General features: G+C 71.5%; 18 protein-coding genes and 2 tRNA genes. 13 read left to right on the top strand and 7 right to left on the bottom strand.

Annotated elements, in window-relative coordinates:
• Positions 1 to 34 precede the first annotated feature (34 nt).
• Positions 35 to 595: a CGNR zinc finger domain-containing protein gene (locus ACFQZ6_RS05960; RefSeq protein ID WP_381605339.1), complete on the bottom strand. Its 561-nt coding sequence runs from the start codon at positions 593 to 595 to the stop codon at positions 35 to 37.
• A gap of 278 nt (positions 596 to 873) precedes the next feature.
• The gene (locus ACFQZ6_RS05955) at positions 874 to 1287 is read right to left on the bottom strand and encodes an SsgA family sporulation/cell division regulator (RefSeq protein ID WP_004002642.1); all 414 of its coding nucleotides are present in this window, start codon (positions 1285 to 1287) and stop codon (positions 874 to 876) included.
• Between the two features lie 191 nt (positions 1288 to 1478).
• On the opposite strand from ACFQZ6_RS05955, the gene ACFQZ6_RS05950 reads away from it, so the two are divergent.
• From ACFQZ6_RS05950 to ACFQZ6_RS05920, 7 genes are all read left to right on the top strand, one after another.
• A complete protein-coding gene (locus tag ACFQZ6_RS05950; RefSeq protein ID WP_381605337.1) occupies positions 1479 to 1931 on the top strand; it encodes a TIGR02611 family protein in 453 nt (150 codons plus the stop codon).
• Positions 1932 to 2016: 85 nt separating this feature from the next.
• Positions 2017 to 2088 (top strand) — tRNA-Val (locus ACFQZ6_RS05945).
• Positions 2089 to 3180: 1092 nt separating this feature from the next.
• Positions 3181 to 4467 (top strand): ABC transporter substrate-binding protein, encoded by a 1287-nt coding sequence (locus tag ACFQZ6_RS05940; protein ID WP_381605336.1) that lies wholly within the window; start codon positions 3181 to 3183, stop codon positions 4465 to 4467.
• 14 nt (positions 4468 to 4481) lie between these two features.
• A complete protein-coding gene (locus ACFQZ6_RS05935; protein WP_381605334.1) occupies positions 4482 to 5438 on the top strand; it encodes a carbohydrate ABC transporter permease in 957 nt (318 codons plus the stop codon).
• Positions 5435 to 6328, top strand: a complete 894-nt coding sequence (locus ACFQZ6_RS05930) for a carbohydrate ABC transporter permease (protein ID WP_381605332.1) — start codon at positions 5435 to 5437, stop codon at positions 6326 to 6328. The genes ACFQZ6_RS05935 and ACFQZ6_RS05930 overlap by 4 nt, the downstream gene beginning before the upstream one ends.
• Positions 6329 to 6338: 10 nt before the next feature.
• Positions 6339 to 6983 (top strand): hypothetical protein, encoded by a 645-nt coding sequence (locus ACFQZ6_RS05925; protein WP_381605330.1) that lies wholly within the window; start codon positions 6339 to 6341, stop codon positions 6981 to 6983.
• A gap of 228 nt (positions 6984 to 7211) precedes the next feature.
• Complete coding sequence (locus ACFQZ6_RS05920; protein WP_381605328.1) at positions 7212 to 9953, top strand: exo-rhamnogalacturonan lyase family protein; 2742 nt, start codon at positions 7212 to 7214, stop codon at positions 9951 to 9953.
• Between the two features lie 4 nt (positions 9954 to 9957).
• On the opposite strand, the gene ACFQZ6_RS05915 is transcribed toward ACFQZ6_RS05920, so the two are convergent.
• Positions 9958 to 12285 (bottom strand): SCO7613 C-terminal domain-containing membrane protein, encoded by a 2328-nt coding sequence (locus ACFQZ6_RS05915; RefSeq protein ID WP_381605326.1) that lies wholly within the window; start codon positions 12283 to 12285, stop codon positions 9958 to 9960.
• Positions 12286 to 12385: 100 nt separating this feature from the next.
• Here ACFQZ6_RS05915 and ACFQZ6_RS05910 point away from each other — a divergent pair, with 100 nt between their 5' ends.
• Positions 12386 to 12832 carry an SRPBCC family protein gene (locus ACFQZ6_RS05910; RefSeq protein WP_381605324.1) on the top strand — a complete coding sequence of 149 codons (447 nt, stop codon included), beginning with the start codon at positions 12386 to 12388 and terminating at the stop codon, positions 12830 to 12832.
• Positions 12833 to 12871: 39 nt separating this feature from the next.
• Positions 12872 to 12943, top strand: a tRNA-Val gene (locus tag ACFQZ6_RS05905).
• Between the two features lie 71 nt (positions 12944 to 13014).
• Here ACFQZ6_RS05905 and ACFQZ6_RS05900 read toward each other — a convergent pair.
• On the bottom strand, positions 13015 to 13743 hold the full coding sequence (locus ACFQZ6_RS05900) for a 3'-5' exonuclease (protein ID WP_381605322.1): 729 nt from the start codon (positions 13741 to 13743) through the stop codon (positions 13015 to 13017).
• Between the two features lie 194 nt (positions 13744 to 13937).
• On the opposite strand from ACFQZ6_RS05900, the gene ACFQZ6_RS05895 reads away from it, so the two are divergent.
• From ACFQZ6_RS05895 to thrS, 3 genes are all read left to right on the top strand, one after another.
• On the top strand, positions 13938 to 14504 hold the full coding sequence (locus ACFQZ6_RS05895) for a DUF4365 domain-containing protein (protein WP_381605320.1): 567 nt from the start codon (positions 13938 to 13940) through the stop codon (positions 14502 to 14504).
• Positions 14501 to 15703 carry a hypothetical protein gene (locus tag ACFQZ6_RS05890; protein WP_381605318.1) on the top strand — a complete coding sequence of 401 codons (1203 nt, stop codon included), beginning with the start codon at positions 14501 to 14503 and terminating at the stop codon, positions 15701 to 15703. Before ACFQZ6_RS05895 ends, ACFQZ6_RS05890 begins: the two co-directional genes overlap by 4 nt.
• A gap of 101 nt (positions 15704 to 15804) precedes the next feature.
• Positions 15805 to 17781 carry a threonine--tRNA ligase gene (thrS, locus tag ACFQZ6_RS05885; RefSeq protein WP_381605316.1) on the top strand — a complete coding sequence of 659 codons (1977 nt, stop codon included), beginning with the start codon at positions 15805 to 15807 and terminating at the stop codon, positions 17779 to 17781.
• A gap of 29 nt (positions 17782 to 17810) precedes the next feature.
• Here thrS and ACFQZ6_RS05880 read toward each other — a convergent pair whose 3' ends face one another.
• A complete protein-coding gene (locus tag ACFQZ6_RS05880) occupies positions 17811 to 18470 on the bottom strand; it encodes a potassium channel family protein (RefSeq protein WP_381605314.1) in 660 nt (219 codons plus the stop codon).
• A 64-nt stretch (positions 18471 to 18534) separates the two neighbouring features.
• Between ACFQZ6_RS05880 and ACFQZ6_RS05875 the strand changes: the two genes are divergently transcribed.
• Positions 18535 to 19095, top strand: a complete 561-nt coding sequence (locus ACFQZ6_RS05875) for an HIT family protein (RefSeq protein ID WP_381605312.1) — start codon at positions 18535 to 18537, stop codon at positions 19093 to 19095.
• A gap of 77 nt (positions 19096 to 19172) precedes the next feature.
• Here the strand turns inward: ACFQZ6_RS05875 and ACFQZ6_RS05870 are convergent, their stop codons facing one another.
• Together ACFQZ6_RS05870 and ACFQZ6_RS05865 are read right to left on the bottom strand one after the other, a co-directional pair.
• Positions 19173 to 20834, bottom strand: a complete 1662-nt coding sequence (locus ACFQZ6_RS05870; protein WP_381605310.1) for a hypothetical protein — start codon at positions 20832 to 20834, stop codon at positions 19173 to 19175.
• Positions 20835 to 21047: 213 nt separating this feature from the next.
• A complete protein-coding gene (locus ACFQZ6_RS05865) occupies positions 21048 to 23246 on the bottom strand; it encodes an elongation factor G-like protein EF-G2 (protein ID WP_381605308.1) in 2199 nt (732 codons plus the stop codon).
• Positions 23247 to 23392 lie beyond the last annotated feature (146 nt).

Raw genomic sequence — 23392 nt, 5'->3', positions numbered from 1 at the left:
CCCGCCGGGGCCCGCGTCGACGGACCGGCGGGGGTCAGCTCGCCGCTTCCTTGCGGCGCGCCCGGTAGGCGGCCACATGGAGACGGTTTCCGCAGGTGCGGCTGTCGCAGTAGCGACGGGAGCGGTTGCGGGAGAGGTCGACGAAGGCGCGTCGGCAGTCCGGGGCCTCACAGCGCCGCAGCCGCTCGCGTTCCCCGGCGACCACGAAGAAGGCCAGCGCCATCCCGCAGTCGGCCGCCAGGTGGTCGGCGACCGAGGCGCCCGGGGCGAAGTAGTGGACGTGCCAGTCGTAGCCGTCGTGGTCGGTGAGCCGGGGCGTGGTGCCCGCGGCGGCGACCAGCTCGTTGATCATCCCGGCCGCGGTCCGGGAGTCCTGCGCCGCGAAGATCCCGGCGAACCTGCCGCGGATCTTCCGCACGGCCAGGAGATCGAACTCCGAGAGCACCCCGACATCGCTGATTTCGTGCGTTCGTACGAACTCTTCGAGCGCCACGACGTCCGGCAGCGCGTCCGGTGTCGAGTCGTCCTCCGGCGAGGTGTTCACCAGATCCACCACGGTGTCGAGGGCGCACCGGGTGTCGTGGGTGATCAGCACGTTTCGCTCCCTGGCCTGGTGGTCGGGCGGGCGCCCGCCGATGCTGGCCGATGGTAGTGGCTTCCGGACGCGCCGTACCGGGTCCGGTCCGCCCGGCCTCTGGTTGCCCTGACAACGCCAGGGGCGGCCCAGGCGTTCCCGGGCGCACGGATACCGGCGCCGTCGGCCGCGGTGGTCCGCGGCGCGACGGCGCCGGTGTGTGCCGTATGCGGTTGTCGTGGCCCGAGCCGTCTCCCCGAGTGGACGGCGCCGGGCTGCCTGGTGGTGGCTGCCGCCTCCTAGCTCTCCGCCAGGATGTGCGACAGCTCCTGATCGAGGTCGAAGTGCCGGTGTTCCGTGCCGGGGGGCACGGCGGCGTCGGTTCGCTTGAGGAACGACTCCAGGGCCCGCGCCGGGGCCTCAAGCAGGGCCTCGCCTTCCGGGGAGCTGAGGGCGATGCAGACGACGCCCTGGCCGTGACTGCGTGACGGCCAGACGCGGACGTCGCCGGTGCCGGTGGGACGGTGAAGCCCCTCGGCCAGGAGGTCGCGGGCGAACACCCACTCGACGGTCTCCTCGGCTCCGGTGTGGAAGGTGGCGTGCACGGCGTAGGGGTCGGCCGTGTCGTACCGCAGGCCTGCGGGGACAGGCAGGGAGGACTCGCTCGACACAACGAGGCGCAGGTGCAGCTCGCAGCTGACCGTGGTGTTCATAAGCGCCAGGGCCTTTCGCTCAGTGTGCGCTCGGGGATTCGCACGTCGGCGAAATCGACATGCCACCTACGGTGCCGTTGTAAACCCCTCTGAGGGTTTTGCGTGGCTTTACGTAACTCTTCCGGCCGAGAACCTGTTCTCCTGGTACGACCATTTCGGTGACGGGAATCGGTCCGGTAGTGTTTGGCCGTATGAACACGGGGAGTGACGGGCCGGGCGAGGTCGCCGTGGCGTCGGGAGATGTGAAAGTGGACGGTGCGGAGGGTGAGCGCGCGCTCGGTTCCAGGGCGCCCGCCTTCATCAAGGCGCGTCGTGTGCTGCACCTGAGCTGGCAGGTGGGGGTCTTCATCGTCGGCCTCGCGGTGGTGGCCGCCGGTGTGGTCATGCTGCCGCTGCCCGGGCCGGGCTGGGTGGTGATCTTCGGCGGTATGGCGATCTGGGCGACGGAGTTCGTCTGGGCCCAGTTGGTGCTGCGCTGGACCAAGCGCAAGGTCACCGAGGCCGCCCAGCGCGCCCTCGACCCCAAGGTGCGGCGCCGGAACATCATCCTGACGGCGATCGGCCTGGTCATCGTGGCCGTGCTGGTCGGGATCTACGTCTGGAAGTTCGGCTTCATGATGCCGTGGAAGATCAAGGATCAGTGACGCGCGGTGGCGGGGGCCGGGGGGCCGGTGGCTGGCACCGGGTCACGGGCACCCGCTGACATGCGGTAATGTTCTTCCTGCGTCCGGGCGATTAGCTCAGTGGGAGAGCGCTTCGTTCACACCGAAGAGGTCACTGGTTCGAACCCAGTATCGCCCACCCGGAACACCGGCCCGCCTGCGAATCCGCAGGCGGGCCGGTTTCGTGTGTCGTGCGTGCCGGGTGGCGGCTGTGTGCTTGCTTACGGGGGCTGCGGGCTGGGGGCCTATGTGCTCGCTGGCGGGTGGTGGTGTGGCTGCGGGCTGGGGGCTGTGTGCTTGCTGGCGGCTGATTGCCTGCTGGCGGCGGCTGTGTGGGCTGGGCGGGCGGTTGAGCCGGTTGCGTGTGGGACGGACGGACGGGCGGGCGGGCAGAGGGTCGTACGGCGGACGGGTGGTCGGGCGCCGACGGGGGTGCCAACGGGGGATAGCGGAGGCGTCTGGCGGGCCGCTGACACCCCGGTGCGCGGGCCTGTGACGCCCCTCTGGCCCTCCGGGGGGCTCCAGTGGCTCTGGCGCTGGCGCGGGCTCCCCTTGACCCTTGGTGCTGGCCTGGCCTCCCTCCGTCCGCGGGGTTGCGTGGCCCGGACCTTGGTGCTCGCGTGGGCTCCCCTCAGGCTTCGGGTGCGCGAAGACTCCCTCCCGGCCTGCGGGCCGCTAGAAGCGCGGGGCGCCAGCGCAGGGCCCGCGTGAGTCCGCTTGGCCGGTGCCGGGGCCGACCGGGCGTCGGCCGGATGGCGAGGGCTGGGTCGTGGGGCGGCGCTGCCGTGCGCGGGCCAGCCCTCGGCCGGGCCGTGCGCGGCCCAGCCCCCCGCCGTGCCGCGTCGCGGGCGGCGGACGCACCGCTACGCGAGACGCGCGAGACGCGGAGACGAGGTGCACGAGACGAGACGCGCAAGGTGCCCGGCATCCCGTAGACCGGACCGCTGGGCGAATTCCAGCCGCCCGGCCACCCCCACCCCCGCCCCGCACCCGCCCCGCGATTCCCCCTGACCCCCACCCGTTCGACCAGCCGACCCCACCCCTCTCACCTGCACGTTCGCCGCCCCCGGAGCCCGCTCACGCCGCCCGCCGCCACGCCCCCGCACATAACGACGGGAAAAATTGCTGTCCGAATCATTGACGCACCCGTAGCCCCTCCGTAACTTGTGCCAGCAAGCGCTTACTTGAAACGATTCATGCAAGCGGAACGACACTGCGGGGAGGGTCCACTGTGGGAACCAGCAGGAATGTTGAGCGGCGAACGATCCTGAAGGTGGCTGGCGCGTCGGCGGCCACGCTCGGGCTGGGCCTGACGACCGGATGCGGCGGCGACGGCGCGTCCGCGGACGGAACGGTGACCCTCCGTTACGCCTGGTGGGGCGGCGAACCCCGCACCATCGCCATCAAGAAGACGATCGCGCTCTTCGAGAAGAAGTACCCGAAGATCAAGATCAAGCCGGAATTCACTGACTACGCGGCGTTCTGGGAGAAGTTCCAGACGCAGGCCTCCGGCGGTAATCCCCCGGACGTTTTCCAGAATGCGGTCGGGTTCCTGCGCAAGTACGACAAGCGCGGGATTCTGATGGACCTCAAGTCGCAGGCGGACGCGGGCAATCTGAGCCTGGAGAACTTCCGCAACGGCGTCCTGGCGAACGGTCAGGTCGACGGCAAGCAGCTCGGCATTCCGGTCGGCGCCAACACCATGTCCCTCGTCATCGACCTCAACGCCTTCAAGAAGGCGGGCGTTGAGCCCAAGATGGGCTGGACCTGGGACGAGTACTTCGACGCCCTCCAGACGATCCAGGACAAGCTGAAGATCGCCGGTGACACCGGCTACTTCGGCATCATGTACCTCTACGACCTGTACCTGCGCCAGAACGGCAAGGCGTTCTTCACCGAGTCCGACCTCGGTTTCACCGAGGACGACCTGACGCAGTGGTGGGAGGACGGCTACAAGCGCGTGAAGTCCGGCCTCGTCGCCGACCCGAAGAAGGTCGAGCAGGTCGCGCCCAAGTCCGCGCTCTCCGCCGGGCTCGCCGCCTCCGAGTTCACCTGGGACAACTTCTCCATCCGCTACGAGGGCGAGGGCGAGTCGGACTACGGGCTCGCGCCGATCCCGACGACCGACGGCAAGAACACCGGCCAGTACCTCGGTTCGCTGATGCTCAGCGCCTTCTCCGGGACCAAGCACCCCAAGGAGGTCGCCCAGTTCATCGACTTCATGGTCCACGACCCCGAGGTCGGCAAGATCATGGGCTACGACCGCGGCATCCTCGCCACCACCGAGCAGTACGAGGCGTTCACGCCCACCGACGACAACAACAAGGGCGTCAAGGCGTACGAGGAGGAGGTCGCCGCGGCCGGGGTGCTCGGAAAGATCACCCCGCACCCGTCCGGCGCCGATGTCATCGAGGCGGCGTTCCTGCGGCTCGGCGGTGAGGTCTCGCAGGGCAAGACCAAGCCCGCCGACGCCGCCAAGGCGCTGTTCAGCGAGGCCAAGGCCGCGTTCGCGGGCTGAGGGGACGTACCACCATGACGCTCGTCAAGGAAGCGCCCGCGCGCCCGGCCGGGAAGCGGTCCGCCGCTCCCGCGGCCGGGCGGCGCGGGCGGCGCCGGGAGAACCTCGCCGGTTACCTCTTCATGTCGCCGTGGCTCGCGGGGTTCCTGCTGCTCACGGCGGGGCCGATGGTCGCGTCGCTGTACTACGCGTTCACCAGCTACAACCTGTTCACGCCGCCGAAGTGGGTGGGCCTGGACAACTTCACGACGATGTTCCAGGACCCGCGCTGGCAGAAGTCGGTCGAGGTCACACTGAAGTACGTCGTCGTGGCCACGCCGCTGAAGCTGCTGCTCGCGCTCGGCGTCGCGCTGCTGCTGGCGCAGAGCCGCCGCGGGCAGGGCCTGTACCGGGCCGCGTTCTACATGCCCTCGCTGATCGGGGCCAGCGTCTCCGTGGGGTTCGTGTGGCGGGCGCTGTTCTCGGACGACGCGATCGTGGACCGCTCGCAGAAGATCTTCGGCGTCGACGTGGGCGGCTGGATCGGTAACCCGGACTACGTCCTCTACTCCCTGGTGGCGCTGAGCATCTGGCAGTTCGGGGCGCCGATGGTCATCTTCCTGGCGGGCCTCAAGCAGGTCCCGCGGGAGCTGTACGAGGCGGCCGAGGTGGACGGGGCCGGACCGCTGCGCCGGTTCTGGAACATCACCCTGCCGATGATCTCCCCGGTGCTGTTCTTCAACGTGCTGCTGGAGTCGATCCACGCGTTCCAGGTGTTCGGCTCGGCGTACGTCGTCTCCGACACCCGGTGCGGACCGGCCGACGCCACGCTCGTCTACACCTGCTACCTGTACCAGAAGGGCTTCAAGGAGGCCCAGATGGGCTTCGCCTCCGCGATGGCCTGGACGCTGGTGGTCGCGGTGGCGCTGGTCACGGCGGTCCTGTTCTGGTCGCAGAAGAAGTGGGTGCACTACGAGGAGGCCGCCAAGTGACCACCGTCACCAGTCCCGTCACTGACGCCGCCCCCGAGCGGCGCACCGCGAGCGAGCGGCGGCGCGCCGGGTCGATCGCCTGGCACGTGGGCGCGCTCCTCGTCCTCGCGGTCGTGCTGTACCCCGTCATCTGGGTGATCGGCGCCTCGTTCAAGCCGAGCAAGGACATCATCGCCAGCCTCGACCTGCTGCCCACCGAGCCGGTCTGGGAGAACTTCTCGGGGCTCGCCGACGGCATCTCCGGCATCTCCATCGGCAGCTTCTTCTGGAACTCGCTGGTGTACGCGGGGCTCGCCGTGGTCGGTGTGGTGCTGTCCAGCTCCCTGACGGCGTACGCCTTCGCCAAGATCCGGTTCGCCGGGCGGAACCTGCTGTTCACGCTGATGATCGGCACGCTGCTGCTGCCGTACCACGTGCTGCTCATCCCGCAGTACGTGCTGTTCCGGAACCTGGAACTCGTCGACACTCTGGTGCCGTTGGTCGCGGGCAAGTTCCTGGCGGTGGAGGCGTTCTTCGTCTTCCTGATGGTGCAGTTCATGCGCGGGCTGCCGAGGGAGCTGGACGAGGCCGCCAAGCTCGACGGGTGCGGGCACTTCAGGACCTACTGGTCCATCGTGCTGCCGCTGAGCCGTCCCGCCATCATCACCAGCGCCATCTTCACCTTCATCAACGCCTGGAACGACTTCATGGGGCCGCTGATCTACCTCAACACCCCGGAGAAGTACACGGTCTCCCTCGGTCTGATGATGTTCCGTGACCAGGAGGGCATCTCCAACTACGGCAGCATGATCGCGATGTCGCTGGTGGCGCTGGTGCCGGTCATCGCCTTCTTCATGGCCTTCCAGCGCTACCTCATCGATGGTATGGCGACGTCCGGACTGAAGGGCTGAGGCGGTCATCATGGCGCAGGCACGCGTGCAGGCGGGCTCCCCGCGAAGCGAGCGCGAGACGCGCAGGACGCGTAGGGAGCGCAGGGAGCGCAAGGGGTCGGTCTTCGGTGAGCGGTTCTCCGTCTTCGCCGAGGCGCTGCTCACCGGCGTGTGGATCGCCGTGGCCTGTCTCGGGCTCGTCACCTATCCGGCCGCCTTCGCCGCCGGGGCCCGACACCTGCGGCGCCGTACCACCCATGTGAGCGGCGGTCTCGCGGAGTTCGTGGCGGACTTCCGGGCCGCCCTGCGCGGCGGCTGGGCCGTCGGGCTCGCCGGGTGGGCGGCGGCCGTCGCGGTCTGGGTGGACGTCGAGGCGGTGCACGCCGGGCTGCCCGGCGGCCCGCTCGTCGGCGCCGTCGGCCTCTTCGCGCTGCTCGGCGCCACCGTCGCCATGCTGCGGGCGTCGGCCCTGTGGACGCCGGGCGCGCCCTGGCGGGCGTTGCTCGCCCACGCCGCCCGGCGGACCGTGGCCGACCCCGCCGGCTCGTTCCTGATCGTCGGCGGACTGGCCGTCGTGGCCGTGTCCGCCCTGTTCGTCGCGCCGCTGGCGGTCCCCGTCCTGGGCGCCGTCGCGGCGGCGGCCGTCGCCGTGGAGGAGCGGTACGGCAACCGCTGACCCGCCCTTCCCTCCCGTAAGGCCCGTAAGGCCCGTAAGGCCCGTAAGAACCATTAACGCTCGCTAGTAAGTCTAGAGCCCGTTTACGCCAGTTACACCCCTTAACACCCGTCAAGACCAGTCAATACCGCTAACACCCGTACGACCCAAGGCCGGTGCCCCCCAGGGTGCCGCGCCTGCCTCTGTCATGCCCCTGACCACCCTGCACCCGCTCGGAAAGGAAAGGCCATGTCCCCCATCCCCCGCAGGTCCCTCCTCAAGGCAGCCGCCGTCGCCGGAGCCGCCGCCCAGTTCAGTTGGGCCCTCGGCGCCAGCCAGGCGCAGGCCGCCCCGCAGGCCGCCGCAGGCGACGCCGACCCCGTGACCCTGGACTGGCTGGAGGACGGCGGCCTGGGCGCCGCCCCCGGCTCCACCGTCGGCGTGCCCTGGCCCAAGGGCGCCTTCCAGGAGGACCAGACCTTCGCGCTCACCGACGCCGACGGCAAGTCCGTCCCCGTGCAGACCTGGCCGCTGGCCTACTGGCCCGACGGCTCCCTGAAGTGGACCGCGCACGCCGTCGGCGCCGCGGGCACCGGCAAGCTCACCCTCGCCCCCGGCGAGGCCGCCGCACCCGCCAAGAAGGTCACCGTCGACCAGGGCGGCGGCACCATCGACGTCTCCACCGGCGTCATCACCGCGAGGATCGGCAAGTCCGGCGCCACTCTCGTCAAGTCCGTCACCCGCGGCTCCACCGAGATCGCCAAGAACGGCCGCCTTGTCCTGCTCCGCCAGCCCGAGATCGAGGACGGCGACCAGGGCACCGTCAAGTACGAGCGCTTCGACGGCGTCATCAACGAGGTCAAGGTCGAACAGGACGGCCCCGTCCGCGCCGTCGTCCGCGTCGACGGCAAGCACCGCAAGGGCACCCGCGGCTGGCTGCCGTTCTCCATCCGCCTCTACTTCTACGCGGGCGCCGACTCCTTCCGCATGGTGCACACCATCACCTACGACGGCACCCAGGAACCCGGCAAGGCCAGCGGCGACTTCATCCGCGGCCTCGGCGTCCGCTTCACCGTCCCCCTGCGCGACCAGTCCTACGACCGCCACGTCCGCATCGGCGGCGAGGGCACAGGAATGCTCCGCGAGGCCGTCAAGGGCATCACCGGACTCCGCCGCGACCCGGGCGCCGCCGTCCAGGCCGCGCAGTACGCGGGCGAGAAGCTGCCGGACCCGGCGACCTGGGACCAGCGCGTGACGACCCGCCTCCAGTACATCCCCGAATGGGGCGACTACACCCTCTCCCAGCTCTCCGCCGACGGCTTCACCCTGCGCAAGCGCACCAAGAAGGGCCACGGCTGGATCGGCGCGGGCGGCGGACGCCGCGCCAACGGCTTCGGCTACGTCGGCGGCGCCAGCGGCGGCCTCTCCTTCGGGCTGCGCGACTTCTGGGAGAAGTTCCCCGCCCAGCTCGACATCCGCGACGCCCACACCGACGAGGCCGAGGTCAGCCTCTGGCTCTGGTCACCCGAGGCCCAGCCCATGGACCTGCGCTTCTACCACGACGGCATGGGCCAGGACACCTTCCCCGAGCAGCTTGAGGGCCTCAACATCACCTACGAGGACTACGAGCCCGGGTTCGGCACCCCCTACGGCATCGCCCGCACCTCCGAACTCCTCTTCTGGGCCAACGAGTCCACGCCCTCGGCCGAGAAGCTCGCCGAGCAGATCGAGGCCGTACGCGTGCTGCCGCAGCTCGCCGCGCCGCCCAAGCAGCTCATCAAGGCGGGCGTCTTCGGCCCCGGCCTGTACTCCGAGCCCGACCGCTCCACCCCCGCCAAGGCCAAGATCGAGGACCACCTCGACTTCCTCTTCACCTACTACAAGGACCAGGTGGAGATGCGCCGGTGGTACGGCTTCTGGGACTACGGCGACATCATGCACACCTACGACACCGTCCGCCACCAGTGGCGCTACGACGTCGGCGGCTACGCCTGGGACAACTCGGAGCTCTCGCCCGACCTGTGGCTCTGGTACGCCTACCTGCGCTCCGGCCGCGCCGACATCTTCCGCTTCGCGGAGGCCATGACCCGGCACACCGGCGAGGTCGACGTCTACCACCTCGGCGAGTGGGCGGGCCTCGGCACCCGGCACGGCGTCCAGCACTACGCCGACAGCGCCAAGCAGCAGCGCATCGCCAACACCACCTACCGCCGCTTCTACTACTTCCTCACCGCCGACGAACGCGTCGGTGACCTCATGCACGCCAACGTCGACTCCGACGAGACCTTCCTCGTCCTCGACCCCATCCGCAAGATCCGCACCGAGCCCTACACCCCCGACCGGCACGCCCTGTCCATCGGCTTCGGCACCGACTGGAGCGGCCTGGTCTCCGCCTGGCTCACCGAGTGGGAGCGCAAGGGCCCCAAGTGGGAGAAGGCCAAGGCGCGCGTGCTGTCCACCATGGAGACCATCGCCGCCCAGCCCAACGGCTTCGTCCAGGGCACCGGCCTGTACGACCTGGACACCGGCAGGTTCGCCGTCGCCACCGAGCCCGTCGTCGGCGTCTCCCACCTGTCCGCCGTCTTCGGCCTCAACGAACTGTGCGCGGAGCTGATCGACCTCGTCGACATGCCCGAGTTCAACGAGGCGTACTACGACTACTGCCGCTACTTCAACGCCTCCAAGACCGAACAGGCCGCCCGCTACGGCTCCAACTTCGGCAGTCTGATCCTCTTCCAGGGCCACTCCCGCCTCGACGCCTACGCCGCCGTCAAGACCGGCGACGAGGAGCTCGCCCAGCGGGCCTGGACGAAGTTCTACAACTCCGACGGCTACAAGGAGTCCGCGCCGTGGAAGACGGAGCGGGTCACCGGCCCGATGGCGCTGGTCGAGGGCAGCGAGGCCGCGTGGGTGTCCACCAACGACACCGCGCTGTACGGCCTCGCCGCCATCGAGAACCTGGCGCTGCTCGGCGACAAGATGCCGTCGTAGCGGCCTAGTTGAGCTTGCCCAACGCCTCCCGCCACCGCCGGACGTCCGCGATGCGCCGCTCGTACGTCGCCCCCAGGGCGAGCAGCAGCACTCCGGCGAGGGCGGGAGGCACCCAGCGGGGGAGCGCCCCCGCGACCTGCACCAGGTACGGGGCGAGTTCGTGCAGGACGGTCAGCAGCAGCGCCGCCCCGCCGAGCAGCAGCGGCGCCTGGAGGCGGTGCCGGGCGCCCACCAGGGTGACCAGCAGCGCCGCCGCGCCCAGCAGCAGGGGCCGCAGCCAGTGCGCGTCGCCCCACACCGCGAGGAGGCTCGGCACCAGCGTGGCGGCCAGCCCGGGGCCGTACGCCGTCCAGGACGCCGCCCCCGGATCGCGCCGCCTGCGCAGCACGCCCACGAGCAGCGCCGGGACCGTCACCGGCAGCGTGTACGCCTCCGGCGTGCCCACCTCCCAGGCCGCCAGCCGCACCCACGCGGCCAGCACGAACAGGGCAGCCGCCGCACAGCCGACGGGACGGCGGTCGGCGCGTACCGCCGTCGCCGCGGCGATCACGCCGGTCAGGGCGAGGACCAACGCCAGCACCGGCGGGTCGGTCACCGCGAGACCGAGGGCCAGCAGGGCCGCCGCGGCCCCGGCCACCTCCACGGTCACCCGGACCGGGCCCTCGACCCGGGGCGCCCACAGCGCCGCCGCCGACGGGACCAGCAGCACCAGCAGCGCGACGTACGGCGGCTGCCAGCCGACCGAGGCGCCGGTGGCGCAGGCCAGCGCGGTGGCGTACCCGACCGTCGCGGCGGCGGGCGCGGGCCGCCGGGCGGCCGACGCGCACAGCGCCGTCAGGAACGCGAGCACGCCGAGCGTCGCCGGTTCCGTGGCCAGGGCCAGCAGGGCGAGCGGGAGCGACGTCAGCAGGGCGAGCGCCATCGGGACCGTCCGCCGTAGCGCGAGCAGTGCCACCGTGAGCAGGGACCAGGTCAGGAGTGCCGCGAGGTAGGGGAGCCGCAGCGTCGCGGGCGTGATCAGCACGGCGGCCCAGGCCAGGACCAGCGACGCGGCGAGGGCGCGAGGGCGCCACTCGGGGGCGCGGACCGCCCGCCACACCACCCTGGCGACCACGGCCAGGACGACCGGCGCCAGCGCCGCGTCCGTCGGCCACGGCAGGACCCCCGTCACCGCCTCCCGCGCGTCACCCGGCGTCCCCGACCAGACCTCGGTCAGCCGGGCGGCCGGACCGACGGACGCCACCAGCACGACCGGCAGCGCCCACAGCACGGCCACCGCCTGCACGGCACCAGAGGCCCACGCCAGCCCCGTCCGCACCCCCCGCGGCACCCGGTCGACCCGGACCGCCACCAACAGCGCGATCCCGCACGCCAGATGGACCGGCACCGTCCACGCGTCCGGCAGCACCGCGTGCGGCACCCCGGCCAGCGCGGCGGTCACCAGAAGCCCCGCGGCCACCGCGTTGCCCACCGCCACGCCGGGAGCACGCCAGGCGGCGCCCAGGGCGATGGCCGCCGCGAGGAAGAGGAGCGCCGCCGCACGGGCGGCGGCGCTCGGACCGGGCGCCGTCCAGGACAGCCACCCGGCCGCCAACACGCCCCAGCCGCCCACGCCGTACCCGCCGACCACGGCGACCGCGCGGACGGCGGAGGCGGAAACCCGGAGCGCCAGCACCGTGTCCAGACCGGCCGTCAGCAGCAACGCGACCGTGACGCCGTACGCACCGGCGTCCACGGCCACCGCCGCCAGCGGCAGACACAACTGCGCCACCAGCACCGCGGCGGGCACCGGCAGCCGCAGCCCCGGGTCGGCCCACCGCGCCAACGCCCGGCCGTACGCCGCCCACGCCGCCGCCAGCACCGCCGAGGCCGCCGCCGCGTACCCGGTGCCGTCCAGCGAGCCCAGCGCGACCTCGTACAGCGCGTACGCGTCGAGCACCGTCAGCGCCAGCCCCAGCCCCGCCACCGTCTCCGCCGTCGACCGCAGCCCCCGCCGCAGCAGCGGCAGCGGCGCCGCGAGCGCGGCCACCGTGACGCCGCCGAGGACCAGCGCCCGCCCCGCGATCCCCAACTCCCCCCAGCTCACCAGGGTGAACGCGGTCGCCGCGAGGGTGAGCAGGGCGCCGCCCAGGAGCAGCAGGACGTTCTGGACACTGGGCGCGGAGGCGTCCGGACCCGGCGCGACGGGCGTCGGACCCCACTGCCGTACCGGCTGCGAGCGGGACACGAGCCAGGCGCGGCGGGCCAGCAACTGGGCCCGGCGGGCGTCCAGTTGGTACAGCTCGGCGTCGAGGATGCGCAGCTCCTCGGCCGGGGGCGGCAGGTGCGTCATGACGCCGAGTGTGGCTCGCGTCACGTCGCCGGACATGAGTGCGCGTACTCAGCCCGTACTCAGATGCGGCACCCCGCACCCCACGGGGCAGACTCCGTCCATGGACTGGAACCGTTACCGCTTCCTCAGCACCTGGTCCCTGCCCGCCCCGCCCGCCACCGTCTACGACGCGCTCATGCGGGCCGAGGACTACCCCCGCTGGTGGCGCCAGGTCCGCCGCGTCGACCGCACCGACGACACCAGCGGCGTCATCAGCATCCGCTCCGTGCTGCCGTACGACATGACGTTCACCGCCCGCCAGGTACGCAGGGACGCGGCGGCCGGAGTGCTGGAGGCGGCGGTGACCGGCGACATCGAGGGCTGGCTGCGCTGGACGATCACCCCGCGCGGCACCGGAACCACCGCCCGCTTCGAGCAGGTCGTCGACGTCAACAAGGCCCTGCTCAGACGGCTGGCCGTGCCGGGACGGCCGGTGTTCCGCGCCAACCACTGGCTGATGATGCGCTCCGGACGGCGCGGGCTCGCCGCCCACCTGGAAGCGGTTTGATGCCAGCCCCGTCGCACCTGTATTGTTCGGTGCGTTCCCGGGCGATTAGCTCAGTGGGAGAGCGCTTCGTTCACACCGAAGAGGTCACTGGTTCGAACCCAGTATCGCCCACCGGGAAAGGCCGGTCCGCCACCGCGGACCGGCCTTACGCATGTCCCGCGCCCCTGCCCCCGCCGCACGCCTCATGCCGCCGCCGCAGGCGCCTCCGGGCGCAGCGGCCACGCCGGGTCCACCGCCTCGTCCGTGCCGCTGCGGGCGAACCACGCCTGCAGACCCCGGGCCTGCGCCGCGTGCCACACCGCCTGGAGCGTGTGCAGCTCACCCGGGGACAACCGCTCAAGCCGGGCCGCGAACCGCCGCCCCAGCGCCCGGACGACCTCCAGCGCGGCCAGCGCGTCCGCCGCGGCGTCATGCGCCTCGTCCAGCTCCACGCCGTAGTGCGCGCACAGGTCGGTCAGGGTGCGGCGGCCCTTGCGGTAGCGGTCGAAGTGCTTGTCGAGGACCCGCGGATCCAGCACCAGCAACGGCGTCGACTCAAACCACCGGCCCAGCGACGAGGCACGGTGCCGGCGCAGCTCCCGGTCCAGCAACGTCAGGTCGAACGGCGCGTTCATCACCACCAACGGACGCCCCGCCGACGCGTGTTCGGCCAACTGCGCCGCTATCTCGTACATCACCGGCGCGGGCCACCTGCCGTTGCGCTGGAGATGGTCCTCCGTCAGCCCGTGCACCGCCGTCGCCTCGGCGGGCACCGGCACCCCGGGATTCACCAGCCAACGCCGCACCCGTGGCCGTCCACCCGTCGCGTCCTGGACGACCACCGCCGCCGACACGATCCGGTCGCCCTCCACGTCCACACCCGTCGTCTCCGTGTCGAAGGCCGCCAAAGGGCCCTCGAACCAGCACGTCATACGACCAACTCCTCGCTCACCCACGACCACTGACGCTCCGTCCGGCCGCCGCTTCGGTGATACCCGGGCCGTTTGCGCCGTACGCCGCCCGGAGACAACAGGAGTACGGGTCGGCGCAGTTCAGCGCTGTCGTCAGCACACCGCCGCACGGCCCGGCACTCGACGACCACCTGTGCTCGGAAGGCTGTACGGTCATGGCGGTAGCGCAGCCCGAGCGGGGCGGGCTGCTGCCCGAACGCACCAGCCCCCCGCGCGGTTCCCTCGCCACCACCGCCTGCATGGAGACCCTGCAGGTGGGCTATCTGCACGCCGTCGCCGCCGCGGCGGGCTGCTCACTCGCCCAGCCGTTCCCCGACCACGGCATCGACTGGCACGTCAGCCACAGCGCCCCCGGCCACACCGTCGACGACGAGGTCACCATCAAGGTGCAGCTCAAGGCGACGTACCAGACCCCGCCCCACCCGCCGGGCCGCACTTTCTCCTTCACGCTCGACAACGACCACCTGGTCAAACTCGCCCGCACCCCGGTCTCGGTACACAAGATCCTCGTCGTGATGCTCGTCCCGCGGTCCCGCGACGACTGGCTGCGCGCCAGCCACGACCGGCTCGACCTCAGGCACTGCTGCTACTGGGTCAACCTCGCCGGTCACCCCGTCACCGGCCGGACCCGGACCACCGTACGGATACCGACCGCGCGGATCTTCGACGACCGGGCCCTGTGCGAGATCATGACGCGGGTCGGCACGGGAGGCAGACCATGACGCACCGCCCGCTCGACGAACCCGCCCGCCCCCACCCCACCGACGCCCACCCCACGCGACCCCCCGACCCCGCCGACGTCGACCCCGCCGTCCTCGCCGCCCTGCTGCGCCGACACGGCTGGCAACGCCGCGGCGGCGCCCCCGGCCGCTACGGCCGCTGGACCCCGCCCGGACCCGCGGGGCAGGGCACCAGCCTCCTCGTCCCCGAGAGCCGCGCCTTCCCCGACAGCGACGACCTGCTCGGCGAGGCGCTCGACGCCCTCACCCGCAGCACGGCACCCTCCGCCCGCGAGGTGCTCCTCGGGCTGACCGTGCCCAGCGACGAGGTCCACTGGTGGCGCGACACCCCCGCGGGACCCACCCGCTGGACCGACGAGGAACGGCTGCGCGCCGCCGCCCGGCACCTGCTCCTCGCCGCCGCCCTCGCGACCCGCGCCCGCGCGGGCTACCACGGCGCCCGGCACCGCCGGACCGCCGCCGCGCTGCTCACCGACGTCCTCGTCGGCCCCGCGTCCGAAGGCGACCACCTCACCGCCTTCGTCCCCGTACACACCGGACGACCCCTCGCGATACGGCTCCACCACGCCCTGTACGCCGCCCGCGAAGCCGTCGACTACCAGCGCGCCACCGGCGGCATGGACGCCTTCGACACCGCCGTGGAAGCGGGCGTCAGCCGCGAACTCACCGAGGCGCTGACCACCCTGGTGCACGGCACCGAGGGCGCCCGGATCGCCGTCGCCTGGGCGCCCGCCGCCGGAGTGCCCGAGGGCTGCGCGCCCGGCGCCGAACCCGTCGGGTTCTCACCCGGCGACCTGCCCGCGCTGCGCGCCGCCGGGGCCCGCTACCTGCGCGCCGAGCCCTCCGTGCCGGTCCGGATCACCGGCGCCGTGGTGCGGATGCGCAGGACCCAGCCGCGCGGGCCGGGCACCGTACGGCTGCGGGTGCTCGCCGGGGCCGAGGTGCCGCACGTCAGGCTCACCCTCGACGAGGAGGACTACCGCCTCGCCGGGCACGCCCACCTCGTCGGACTGCCGGTGCGGGTGCACGGGCGGCTGGAGAGCCGCGGCGGCTTCCGGCGGCTGACCGGCGCCAGCGGGATCGTCCCCGTACAGGTCGACGAGGGAGAGCGGGACCGGCTCCTGAAGTCCCTCCAGGAGGACCTCGACCTCTTCGAGGAGGCGTGCGGCGGCGAGGACTGACGCTAACCGTTTCGCGGTGGGCGGGGGCGGGTCGGTACGATTCCGGCTACGGCGCGCGCTCGGGTACGGCGCTCGCATTCGCCTTCAGTCAGGAGAGACCGGTGTCAGACGTCCGTGTGATCATCCAACGCGATTCCGAGCGGGAAGAGCGCGTGGTGACGACGGGCACTACGGCCGCCGACCTCTTCGCCGGTGAGCGCTCGATCATCGCCGCGCGGGTGGGCGGCGAGCTGAAGGACCTCGCTTACGCGGTCTCCGACGGCGACGAGGTCGAGGGCGTCGAGATCTCCTCCGAGGACGGCCTCAACATCCTGCGGCACTCCACCGCGCACGTCATGGCGCAGGCCGTGCAGGAGCTGTTCCCCGAGGCCAAGCTGGGCATCGGCCCGCCCGTCCGGGACGGCTTCTACTACGACTTCGACGTGGAGAAGCCGTTCACGCCCGAGGATCTCAAGGCCATCGAGAAGAAGATGCAGGAGATCCAGAAGCGCGGGCAGCGCTTCTCGCGCCGCGTCGTCACCGACGAGGCCGCCCGCGAGGAGCTGGCCGACGAGCCGTACAAGCTGGAACTGATCGGCATCAAGGGCTCCGCGTCCTCGGACGACGGCGCGGACGTCGAGGTGGGCGGCGGCGAGCTGACCATCTACGACAACCTGGACGCCAAGACCGGCGAGCTGTGCTGGAAGGACCTGTGCCGGGGCCCGCACCTGCCGTCGACCCGGGCGATCCCGGCGTTCAAGCTGATGCGGAACGCGTCGGCGTACTGGCGCGGCAGTGAGAAGAACAAGCAGCTCCAGCGCATCTACGGGACCGCCTGGCCGTCCAGGGACGAGCTGAAGGCGCACCTGGAGTTCCTCGCCGAGGCCGAGAAGCGCGACCACCGCAAGCTGGGCTCCGAGCTGGACCTGTTCTCCATCCCGGAGCAGATCGGCTCCGGCCTCGCGGTCTTCCACCCCAAGGGCGGCATCATCCGCCGGGTCATGGAGGACTACTCGCGGCGCCGCCACGAGGAGGCGGGGTACGAGTTCGTCTACACCCCGCACGCCACCAAGGGGAAGCTGTTCGAGACCTCGGGCCACCTCGACTGGTACGCCGAGGGCATGTACCCGCCCATGCAGCTCGACGAGGGCGTGGACTACTACCTCAAGCCCATGAACTGCCCGATGCACAACCTGATCTTCGACGCGCGCGGGCGGTCGTACCGTGAACTGCCGCTGCGGCTGTTCGAGTTCGGCACCGTGTACCGGTACGAGAAGTCGGGCGTCGTGCACGGGCTGACCCGCGCGCGTGGCTTCACCCAGGACGACGCGCACATCTACTGCACCCGCGAGCAGATGTCCGAGGAGCTGGACAAGCTGCTCACCTTCGTGCTGGACCTGCTGCGCGACTACGGTCTGACCGACTTCTACCTGGAGCTTTCCACCAAGGACGAGACCAAGTTCGTCGGGTCGGACGAGGCATGGGAGGAGGCGACCGAGACGCTGCGCGAGGTCGCCGAGAAGCAGGGGCTGCCGCTGGTGCCCGACCCGGGTGGCGCGGCCTTCTACGGTCCGAAGATCTCCGTGCAGGCCCGGGACGCCATCGGCCGGACCTGGCAGATGTCGACCATCCAGCTCGACTTCAACCTGCCGGAGCGGTTCGAGCTGGAGTACACGGCGGCCGACGGCTCCAAGCAGCGCCCCGTGATGATCCACCGGGCCCTCTTCGGCTCCATCGAGCGGTTCTTCGCGGTTCTCCTTGAGCACTACGCGGGCGCCTTCCCGGCGTGGCTCGCGCCGGTGCAGGCGGTGGGCATCCCGGTCGGGGACGCGCACGTGGAGTACCTGGAGAAGTTCGCCGCGGAGGCGAAGAAGAAGGGGCTGCGGGTCGAGGTCGACTCTTCGTCTGACCGGATGCAGAAGAAGATCCGCAACGCCCAGAAGCAGAAGGTGCCGTTCATGGTCATCGTCGGGGACGACGACATGAACGCGGGCACGGTGTCGTTCCGCTACCGGGACGGTTCGCAGGAGAACGGCATCCCGTTCGACGAGGCCATCGGCAAGATCGTCAAGGTCGTCGAGGAGCGCGCGCAGGTCTGATCCGCGTCGGGTGCGGGCCCCCGGGGAGTTCACCTCCCCGGGGGCCCCTCCTCGTCCTCCCGGGAGAACACCTGGAGCAGCCACGACGAGAACGACCCCGTCACCGCCCCCAGCAGTGCCAGGCCGCAGGCCATCATGCCGACGGCGATGAGGCGGCCCACCGGCGTCACGGGCGCCACGTCGCCGTAGCCGACGGTGGACAGGGTCGAGCAGGTCCACCAGATCGCGTCGCCGAAGGTGCGCATGGTGGTCCCGGGGGCGCCGTGCTCGTGGTGGTAGACGGCGAGCGCGCCCGAGAAGCCGAGGAGCACCGCGGACGTCCCGGCGTAGACGATCACACGTCCGTACAGCGGGAGCCGGGGCAGCCCGTGCCGTCGCTGCACCCGCTCGTACGTCTTCACGAACCGCAGGGGCCGCAGCAGCGGCAGCACCAGCACGATCGTGTCGAGCAGATGGGTGCGTACGAAGCCCAGGCGCCGCCCGCTGAACCGCCAGCGGACCGCGTAGTCCACGGCGAACACCGCCCAGGCGGCGAGCATCGTGGCGTAGCAGGCGGCGCGTGCCGCCCGGGGCAGGGCGGGCTCGGCGAGGACGCGGACCGCGTAGGCGGCCAGGAAGAGCAGCGAGGCGAGGGTGAGGAGGCCGCCGGTGCGGCGTTCCCAGCGGGCCTCGGGGCTGTCGTCGTCCATCGGCCCAGCTTCACCGGGTGGTTTCGCGGGTGCCCGGCGACACGCCCCGTTCGGGCGACGCCATATGCTGCCTAGCATGACGAGTGAGCCGGAGCAGCAGATCGGAGTGGGTACGCAGGACGCGTTCCAGCGCCTGTGGACGCCCCACCGGATGGCCTACATCCAGGGTGAGAACAAGCCGAGCGGCCCCGGTGCCGACGACGGCTGCCCGTTCTGCTCGATCCCGGCGAAGTCGGATGAGGACGGGCTGGTCGTCCGGCGGGGTGAGCTGGTGTACGCGGTGCTGAATCTGTACCCGTACAACGGGGGCCACCTCATGACCGTGCCCTACCGGCACGTCGCCGACTACACCGATCTGACCGACGCGGAGACCGCTGAGCTGGCCGAGCTGACCAAGCAGGCGATGACGGCGCTGCGGGCCGCGTCGGGGGCGCACGGGTTCAACATCGGGATGAACCAGGGCGCGGTCGCGGGCGCGGGGATCGCCGCGCATCTGCACCAGCACATCGTGCCGCGCTGGGGTGGGGACACGAACTTCATGCCGGTGGTGGGCCACACCAAGGTGCTGCCGCAGTTGCTGGCGGACACCCGGAAGATGCTGGCGGAGGCGTGGCCGGGGCGGTGAGACGCGTCACGCGCCCTGAGGGGCGTCACGTGCCCTGAGGCGCGTCGCACGCACGTCACCGCCCCCGCGGGCCGGGCTCACGCGTCGTAGAGGTCGGCCTTCTTCGGGGAGGCGTCCTGGACGGCCCCGCTGAGGGAGGCCGAGCGGGAGCCGAACTTCTCCGTGTCGACGCCGTTCTCCTTGAGGACCTTGATCGCGGCGGAGTGGACGACGCGCAGGACCGGGGTGGCGGCGCGCAGGGCGTCGTCGGCCATGAAGCGGTGCCGCCAGGGCTTGTCGGCCCACACGTGCCGCAGTCCGAACGGCTCGGGCAGGGTGAGGGAGCCGCCGAGCCAGTTCAGCAGCGGCGGGTACCAGGTGAGCGGCGCGCGGGCGGCGAGGCGGACGACCTCGTCGGTGTCGACCAGCGGCAGCTTGATCGTCCGGCTCTCCCAGCGCTTGAGGGACTTCTGGACGGACTTCTCCTTGGCCGCGGGCTTCGCCGAGAACAGCGGGTGGACCCGGCCGAGGGCGTGTCCGGTGACCTCGATGCGCAGGGTCTCGTAGAGCACGGTCACCGTGATCAGCATGGTGATGACGAGCTGGCCGTCCCACAGGACCCACTGGACGCCGAGGTAGTGGCGGTCGCCGCTGCCGAACTGCTGCTTGTTGCAGATTTCCTGTATGGCGTGCGGTTTGACCTGGTACGCCTCCACGTCGGTGCCCTCGGGCCGGGAGACCGCGCCCGCGTTCTCGTCGACGGGGGTGACGATCCAGTGCCGTATCGACGGCTTGGGGAAGCCGCCGGTGTTCAGTGGGCCGCGCTCCAGCATCCGGAGCTGGTCGTGGATGGAGCGTATGACGTCCCAGCTACGGAACGGGTGGATCTCCCGGTCGGGGTCGGCGGGCACGAGGTCCTCGGCGAGCTGCCAACTGCCCCAGCGGGTGCCCATGCCGAGTATGCCCTTGGGTCCGGCGTAGAAGACGGAGTTGGACTGCTGCTCGGCGCTGAGCTTGGCCAGGGACTGGCGCAGTTGCTCGGCGGCGGTCTCGCCGGGGCTGCTGGGCACGGCCTCGGGGACCTTGGCGCCGACGCTGCTGCCGGAGAGCAGGCTGTCCCAGCGTGCGCGCAGGTCCCGCGCGGTGCGCTCGCAGATCCGCTTGGCCCAGAACCAGCCGACGACGGGCATCACGACGGCCGCGCGGGCGTACCAGGCCCAGAAGCCGGTGAAGGGCATCCGGAGGAGGAAGATCACGGCGAGGGCGCCGACGGCGACGAGGAGGGTGGTGGCGAGGGTGGAGGCGCGTTTGTCGTCGCGCTTGGCCACGGTGGTGCGCAGGGTGAACACCAGGAGCCAGATCAGCAGTCCGGGCAGGAAGAGGACGCCGCACAGGACCATGACCATGGACAGGAGGTTGTCCCGCTCCTTGCGGATGCGGTTGGCCGCGAGGCAGTGCTCGACGACGACCTGGGGTTCGGCGCCGAAGGACTGGATGAGCGGTTTGCGGCCGGAGCCGAGCATCCGGTTGACGACGGCCGTGGCGAACGCCTCGCCGAGGTTGGGCCGGAAGATCTTGGCCCACTTCTGGCCCTCGGAGACCTTCGACTCGTGCCACTCGCTGTTGGCCTTGAGGATCTCCGAGACCTCGTTGTCGCGGTAGGCCGCCGAGGCCAGCGCGAACGTCGCCGTCTGGCCCTCGTCACCCGTGCGCGGCACCTGCGGCCCGAAGAAGTCCGCGTAACCGCCGTCAACGGTCATTCCCGCCCCCACTCGCCGCACGCACTGTCGCTACTGCGGCCTTCCCGACTTCCCTGCTTCGCACACCTGTTGATCAGGCCATCAGGGTATCCGCAGCCACTGACATCCGGACGGCGGACGGCCGAAGCCGTCCGCCACCGGGGCGGGGAACCCTCCGGAACCGGCCACTTGGGGGTGGTGCGGGGGCAAGCGGGCGGTCCGGGGCGGGTGTTGTCACACCTGGTCGGCCTCCTGTTCGCGGACCTTCTCCGCGACCTGCGCGGGCATCGGCTCGTGCCGGGCGTAGCGGCGGCTGAAGCGCGCGGTGCCGTGGGAGAGGGAGCGCAGGTCGACGGCGTACCGGTCGATCTCGATCTCGGGTACCTCGGCGCGGATGAGGGTGCGCCCGCCGGGGGTCTGCTCGGTGCCGAGGACCCGGCCGCGCCGTCCGGACAGGTCGCTCATGACGGCGCCCACGTAGTCGTCGCCGACGAGGACGCTGACCTCGGCGACCGGTTCGAGGAGGTGGATGCGCGCGTCGGCGGCGGCCTCGCGCAGGGCGAGGGCCCCGGCTGTCTGGAAGGCGGCGTCGGAGGAGTCCACCGAGTGCGCCTTGCCGTCCAGGAGGGTGACGCGGACGTCGATCAGGGGGTATCCGGCGGCGACGCCCTTGGTGGCCTGGGTGCGGACGCCCTTCTCCACCGACGGGATGAACTGCCGGGGCACCGCGCCGCCGACGACCTTGTCGACGAACTCGATGCCGGAGCCGCCCGGCAGCGGCTCCACCTCGATCTCGCAGATGGCGTACTGGCCGTGGCCGCCGGACTGCTTGACGTGCCGTCCGCGGCCCGCGGACTTGGCGGCGAACGTCTCGCGCAGGGACACCTTGTGGGGGATGACGTCGACCTGGACGCCGTAGCGGCTGCGCAGTCGTTCGAGGGCGACGTCCGCGTGGGCCTCGCCCAGGCACCACAGGACGACCTGGTGGGTGTTCTGGTTCTGTTCCAGGCGCATGGTGGGGTCCTCGGCCACGAGTCGGGCGAGGCCCTGGGAGAGCTTGTCCTCGTCGGCCTTGCTGTGTGCCTGGATGGCGAGGGGGAGCAGCGGGTCGGGCATCTCCCAGGGCTCCATGAGGAGCGGGTCGTCCTTGGCGGAGAGGGTGTCGCCGGTCTCGGCGCGGGCGAGCTTGGCCACGCACGCGAGGTCGCCCGCGACGCAGTGGGTGACGGGGATCTGCCGCTTGCCGAACGGGGTGGACAGGGCGCCGACGCGTTCGTGGACGTCGTGGTCCTCGTGGCCGCGGTCCGCGAGCCCGTGCCCGGAGACGTGGACCGTCTCGTCGGGGCGCAGGGTGCCGGAGAAGACGCGGACCAGGGAGACGCGGCCGACGTAGGGGTCGGAGGAGGTCTTCACGACCTCCGCGACGAGCGGGCCGTCGGGGTCGCAGGGCTTCAGCTCGCGCGGGGTGCCGTCGATGGTGGTGACGCGGGGCGCGGTGCGTTCCAGCGGCGTCGGGAAGCCGCCGGTGATCAGTTCCAGCAGTTCGACCGTGCCGAGGCCCTGCCGGGCGCCGTCGGTCGCGGGGGCGGCGGCCAGCACGGGGAAGAAGGTGCCGCGCGCGACGGCCCGTTCCAGGTCGGTCACGAGCGTGCTGACGTCGACGGGTTCGCCGCCGAGGTAGCGGTCCATGAGGGTCTCGTCCTCGCTCTCGGCGATGATGCCCTCGATGAGCCGGTTGCGGGCCTGTTCGATCAGCGGGAGCTGGTCCTCGACGGGTTCGGACTCCTTGCGCTCGCCGGTGGAGTAGTCGTACAGCCGCTGCGACAGCAGCCCGATGAGGCCGGTCACGGGCGCGTGCCCGTCGGGGGCCTGCGGGCCGTGCAGCGGCAGGTAGAGCGGCAGTACGGCGTCGGGGTCGTCGGCGCCGAACGCGTCGGCGCAGAACCCGGTCATCTCGTCGTAGTCCGCGCGGGCCGCCTCCAGGTGGGTGACGACGATGGCGCGCGGCATTCCGACGGCGGCGCACTCGTCCCACACCATGCGGGTGGAGCCGTCCACGCCGTCGGAGGCCGAGACGACGAAGAGGGCGGCGTCCGCGGCGCGCAGACCGGCGCGCAGCTCCCCGACGAAGTCGGCGTACCCGGGGGTGTCCAGCAGGTTGATCTTGATGCCGTTCCATTCGACGGGCACCAGGGAGAGCTGTACCGAGCGCTGCTGGCGGTGCTCGATCTCGTCGTAGTCGGAGACGGTGCCGCCGTCCTGCACGCGGCCCGCCCGGTTCACCGCCCCCGCGGTCAGCGCGAGGGCTTCCACCAAGGTGGTCTTGCCCGATCCGGAGTGGCCGACCAGCACCACATTCCGTACGGACGCGGGGTGGTCGGCCGCCATTGCCCTGCCGGCGGCTCCGGGGTGTGTGTTCGCCTTGTCGCCCATTGTCCTGCCTCCCGTGCGCGGTGAGGTCCCTGTGGGCGCGGACACGCGGGAACCGCGTGCGGGGGCGGCTCCGGCGACGCCCGCGATCCTTCGAGCTTTCCACTCCCGTCACGGTGCGTCCATACGGAGGATGCGAAACCGACTTT

It is taken from the genome of Streptomyces flavalbus (genome assembly GCF_042674625.1).
GTDB lineage: Bacteria > Actinomycetota > Actinomycetes > Streptomycetales > Streptomycetaceae > Streptomyces > Streptomyces flavalbus.
The sequence above is the reverse complement of the archived record's forward strand: the minus strand, read 5'-3'. Positions and strand labels throughout refer to the sequence as shown.

Bases quoted from the DNA above. Each gene is read 5' to 3' on its own strand.
- ACFQZ6_RS05955 (WP_004002642.1), bottom strand. From the start codon at position 1,287: ATGAACACCACGGTCAGCTGCGAGCTGCACCTGCGCCTCGTTGTGTCG.
- ACFQZ6_RS05950 (WP_381605337.1), top strand. From the start codon at position 1,479: ATGAACACGGGGAGTGACGGGCCGGGCGAGGTCGCCGTGGCGTCGGGA.
- ACFQZ6_RS05935 (WP_381605334.1), top strand. From the start codon at position 4,482: ATGACGCTCGTCAAGGAAGCGCCCGCGCGCCCGGCCGGGAAGCGGTCC.
- ACFQZ6_RS05925 (WP_381605330.1), top strand. From the start codon at position 6,339: ATGGCGCAGGCACGCGTGCAGGCGGGCTCCCCGCGAAGCGAGCGCGAG.
- ACFQZ6_RS05920 (WP_381605328.1), top strand. From the start codon at position 7,212: ATGTCCCCCATCCCCCGCAGGTCCCTCCTCAAGGCAGCCGCCGTCGCC.
- ACFQZ6_RS05915 (WP_381605326.1), bottom strand. From the start codon at position 12,285: ATGACGCACCTGCCGCCCCCGGCCGAGGAGCTGCGCATCCTCGACGCC.
- ACFQZ6_RS05910 (WP_381605324.1), top strand. From the start codon at position 12,386: ATGGACTGGAACCGTTACCGCTTCCTCAGCACCTGGTCCCTGCCCGCC.
- ACFQZ6_RS05900 (WP_381605322.1), bottom strand. From the start codon at position 13,743: ATGACGTGCTGGTTCGAGGGCCCTTTGGCGGCCTTCGACACGGAGACG.
- ACFQZ6_RS05895 (WP_381605320.1), top strand. From the start codon at position 13,938: ATGGCGGTAGCGCAGCCCGAGCGGGGCGGGCTGCTGCCCGAACGCACC.
- ACFQZ6_RS05890 (WP_381605318.1), top strand. From the start codon at position 14,501: ATGACGCACCGCCCGCTCGACGAACCCGCCCGCCCCCACCCCACCGAC.
- ACFQZ6_RS05880 (WP_381605314.1), bottom strand. From the start codon at position 18,470: ATGGACGACGACAGCCCCGAGGCCCGCTGGGAACGCCGCACCGGCGGC.
- ACFQZ6_RS05875 (WP_381605312.1), top strand. From the start codon at position 18,535: ATGCTGCCTAGCATGACGAGTGAGCCGGAGCAGCAGATCGGAGTGGGT.
- ACFQZ6_RS05870 (WP_381605310.1), bottom strand. From the start codon at position 20,834: ATGACCGTTGACGGCGGTTACGCGGACTTCTTCGGGCCGCAGGTGCCG.
- ACFQZ6_RS05865 (WP_381605308.1), bottom strand. From the start codon at position 23,246: ATGGGCGACAAGGCGAACACACACCCCGGAGCCGCCGGCAGGGCAATG.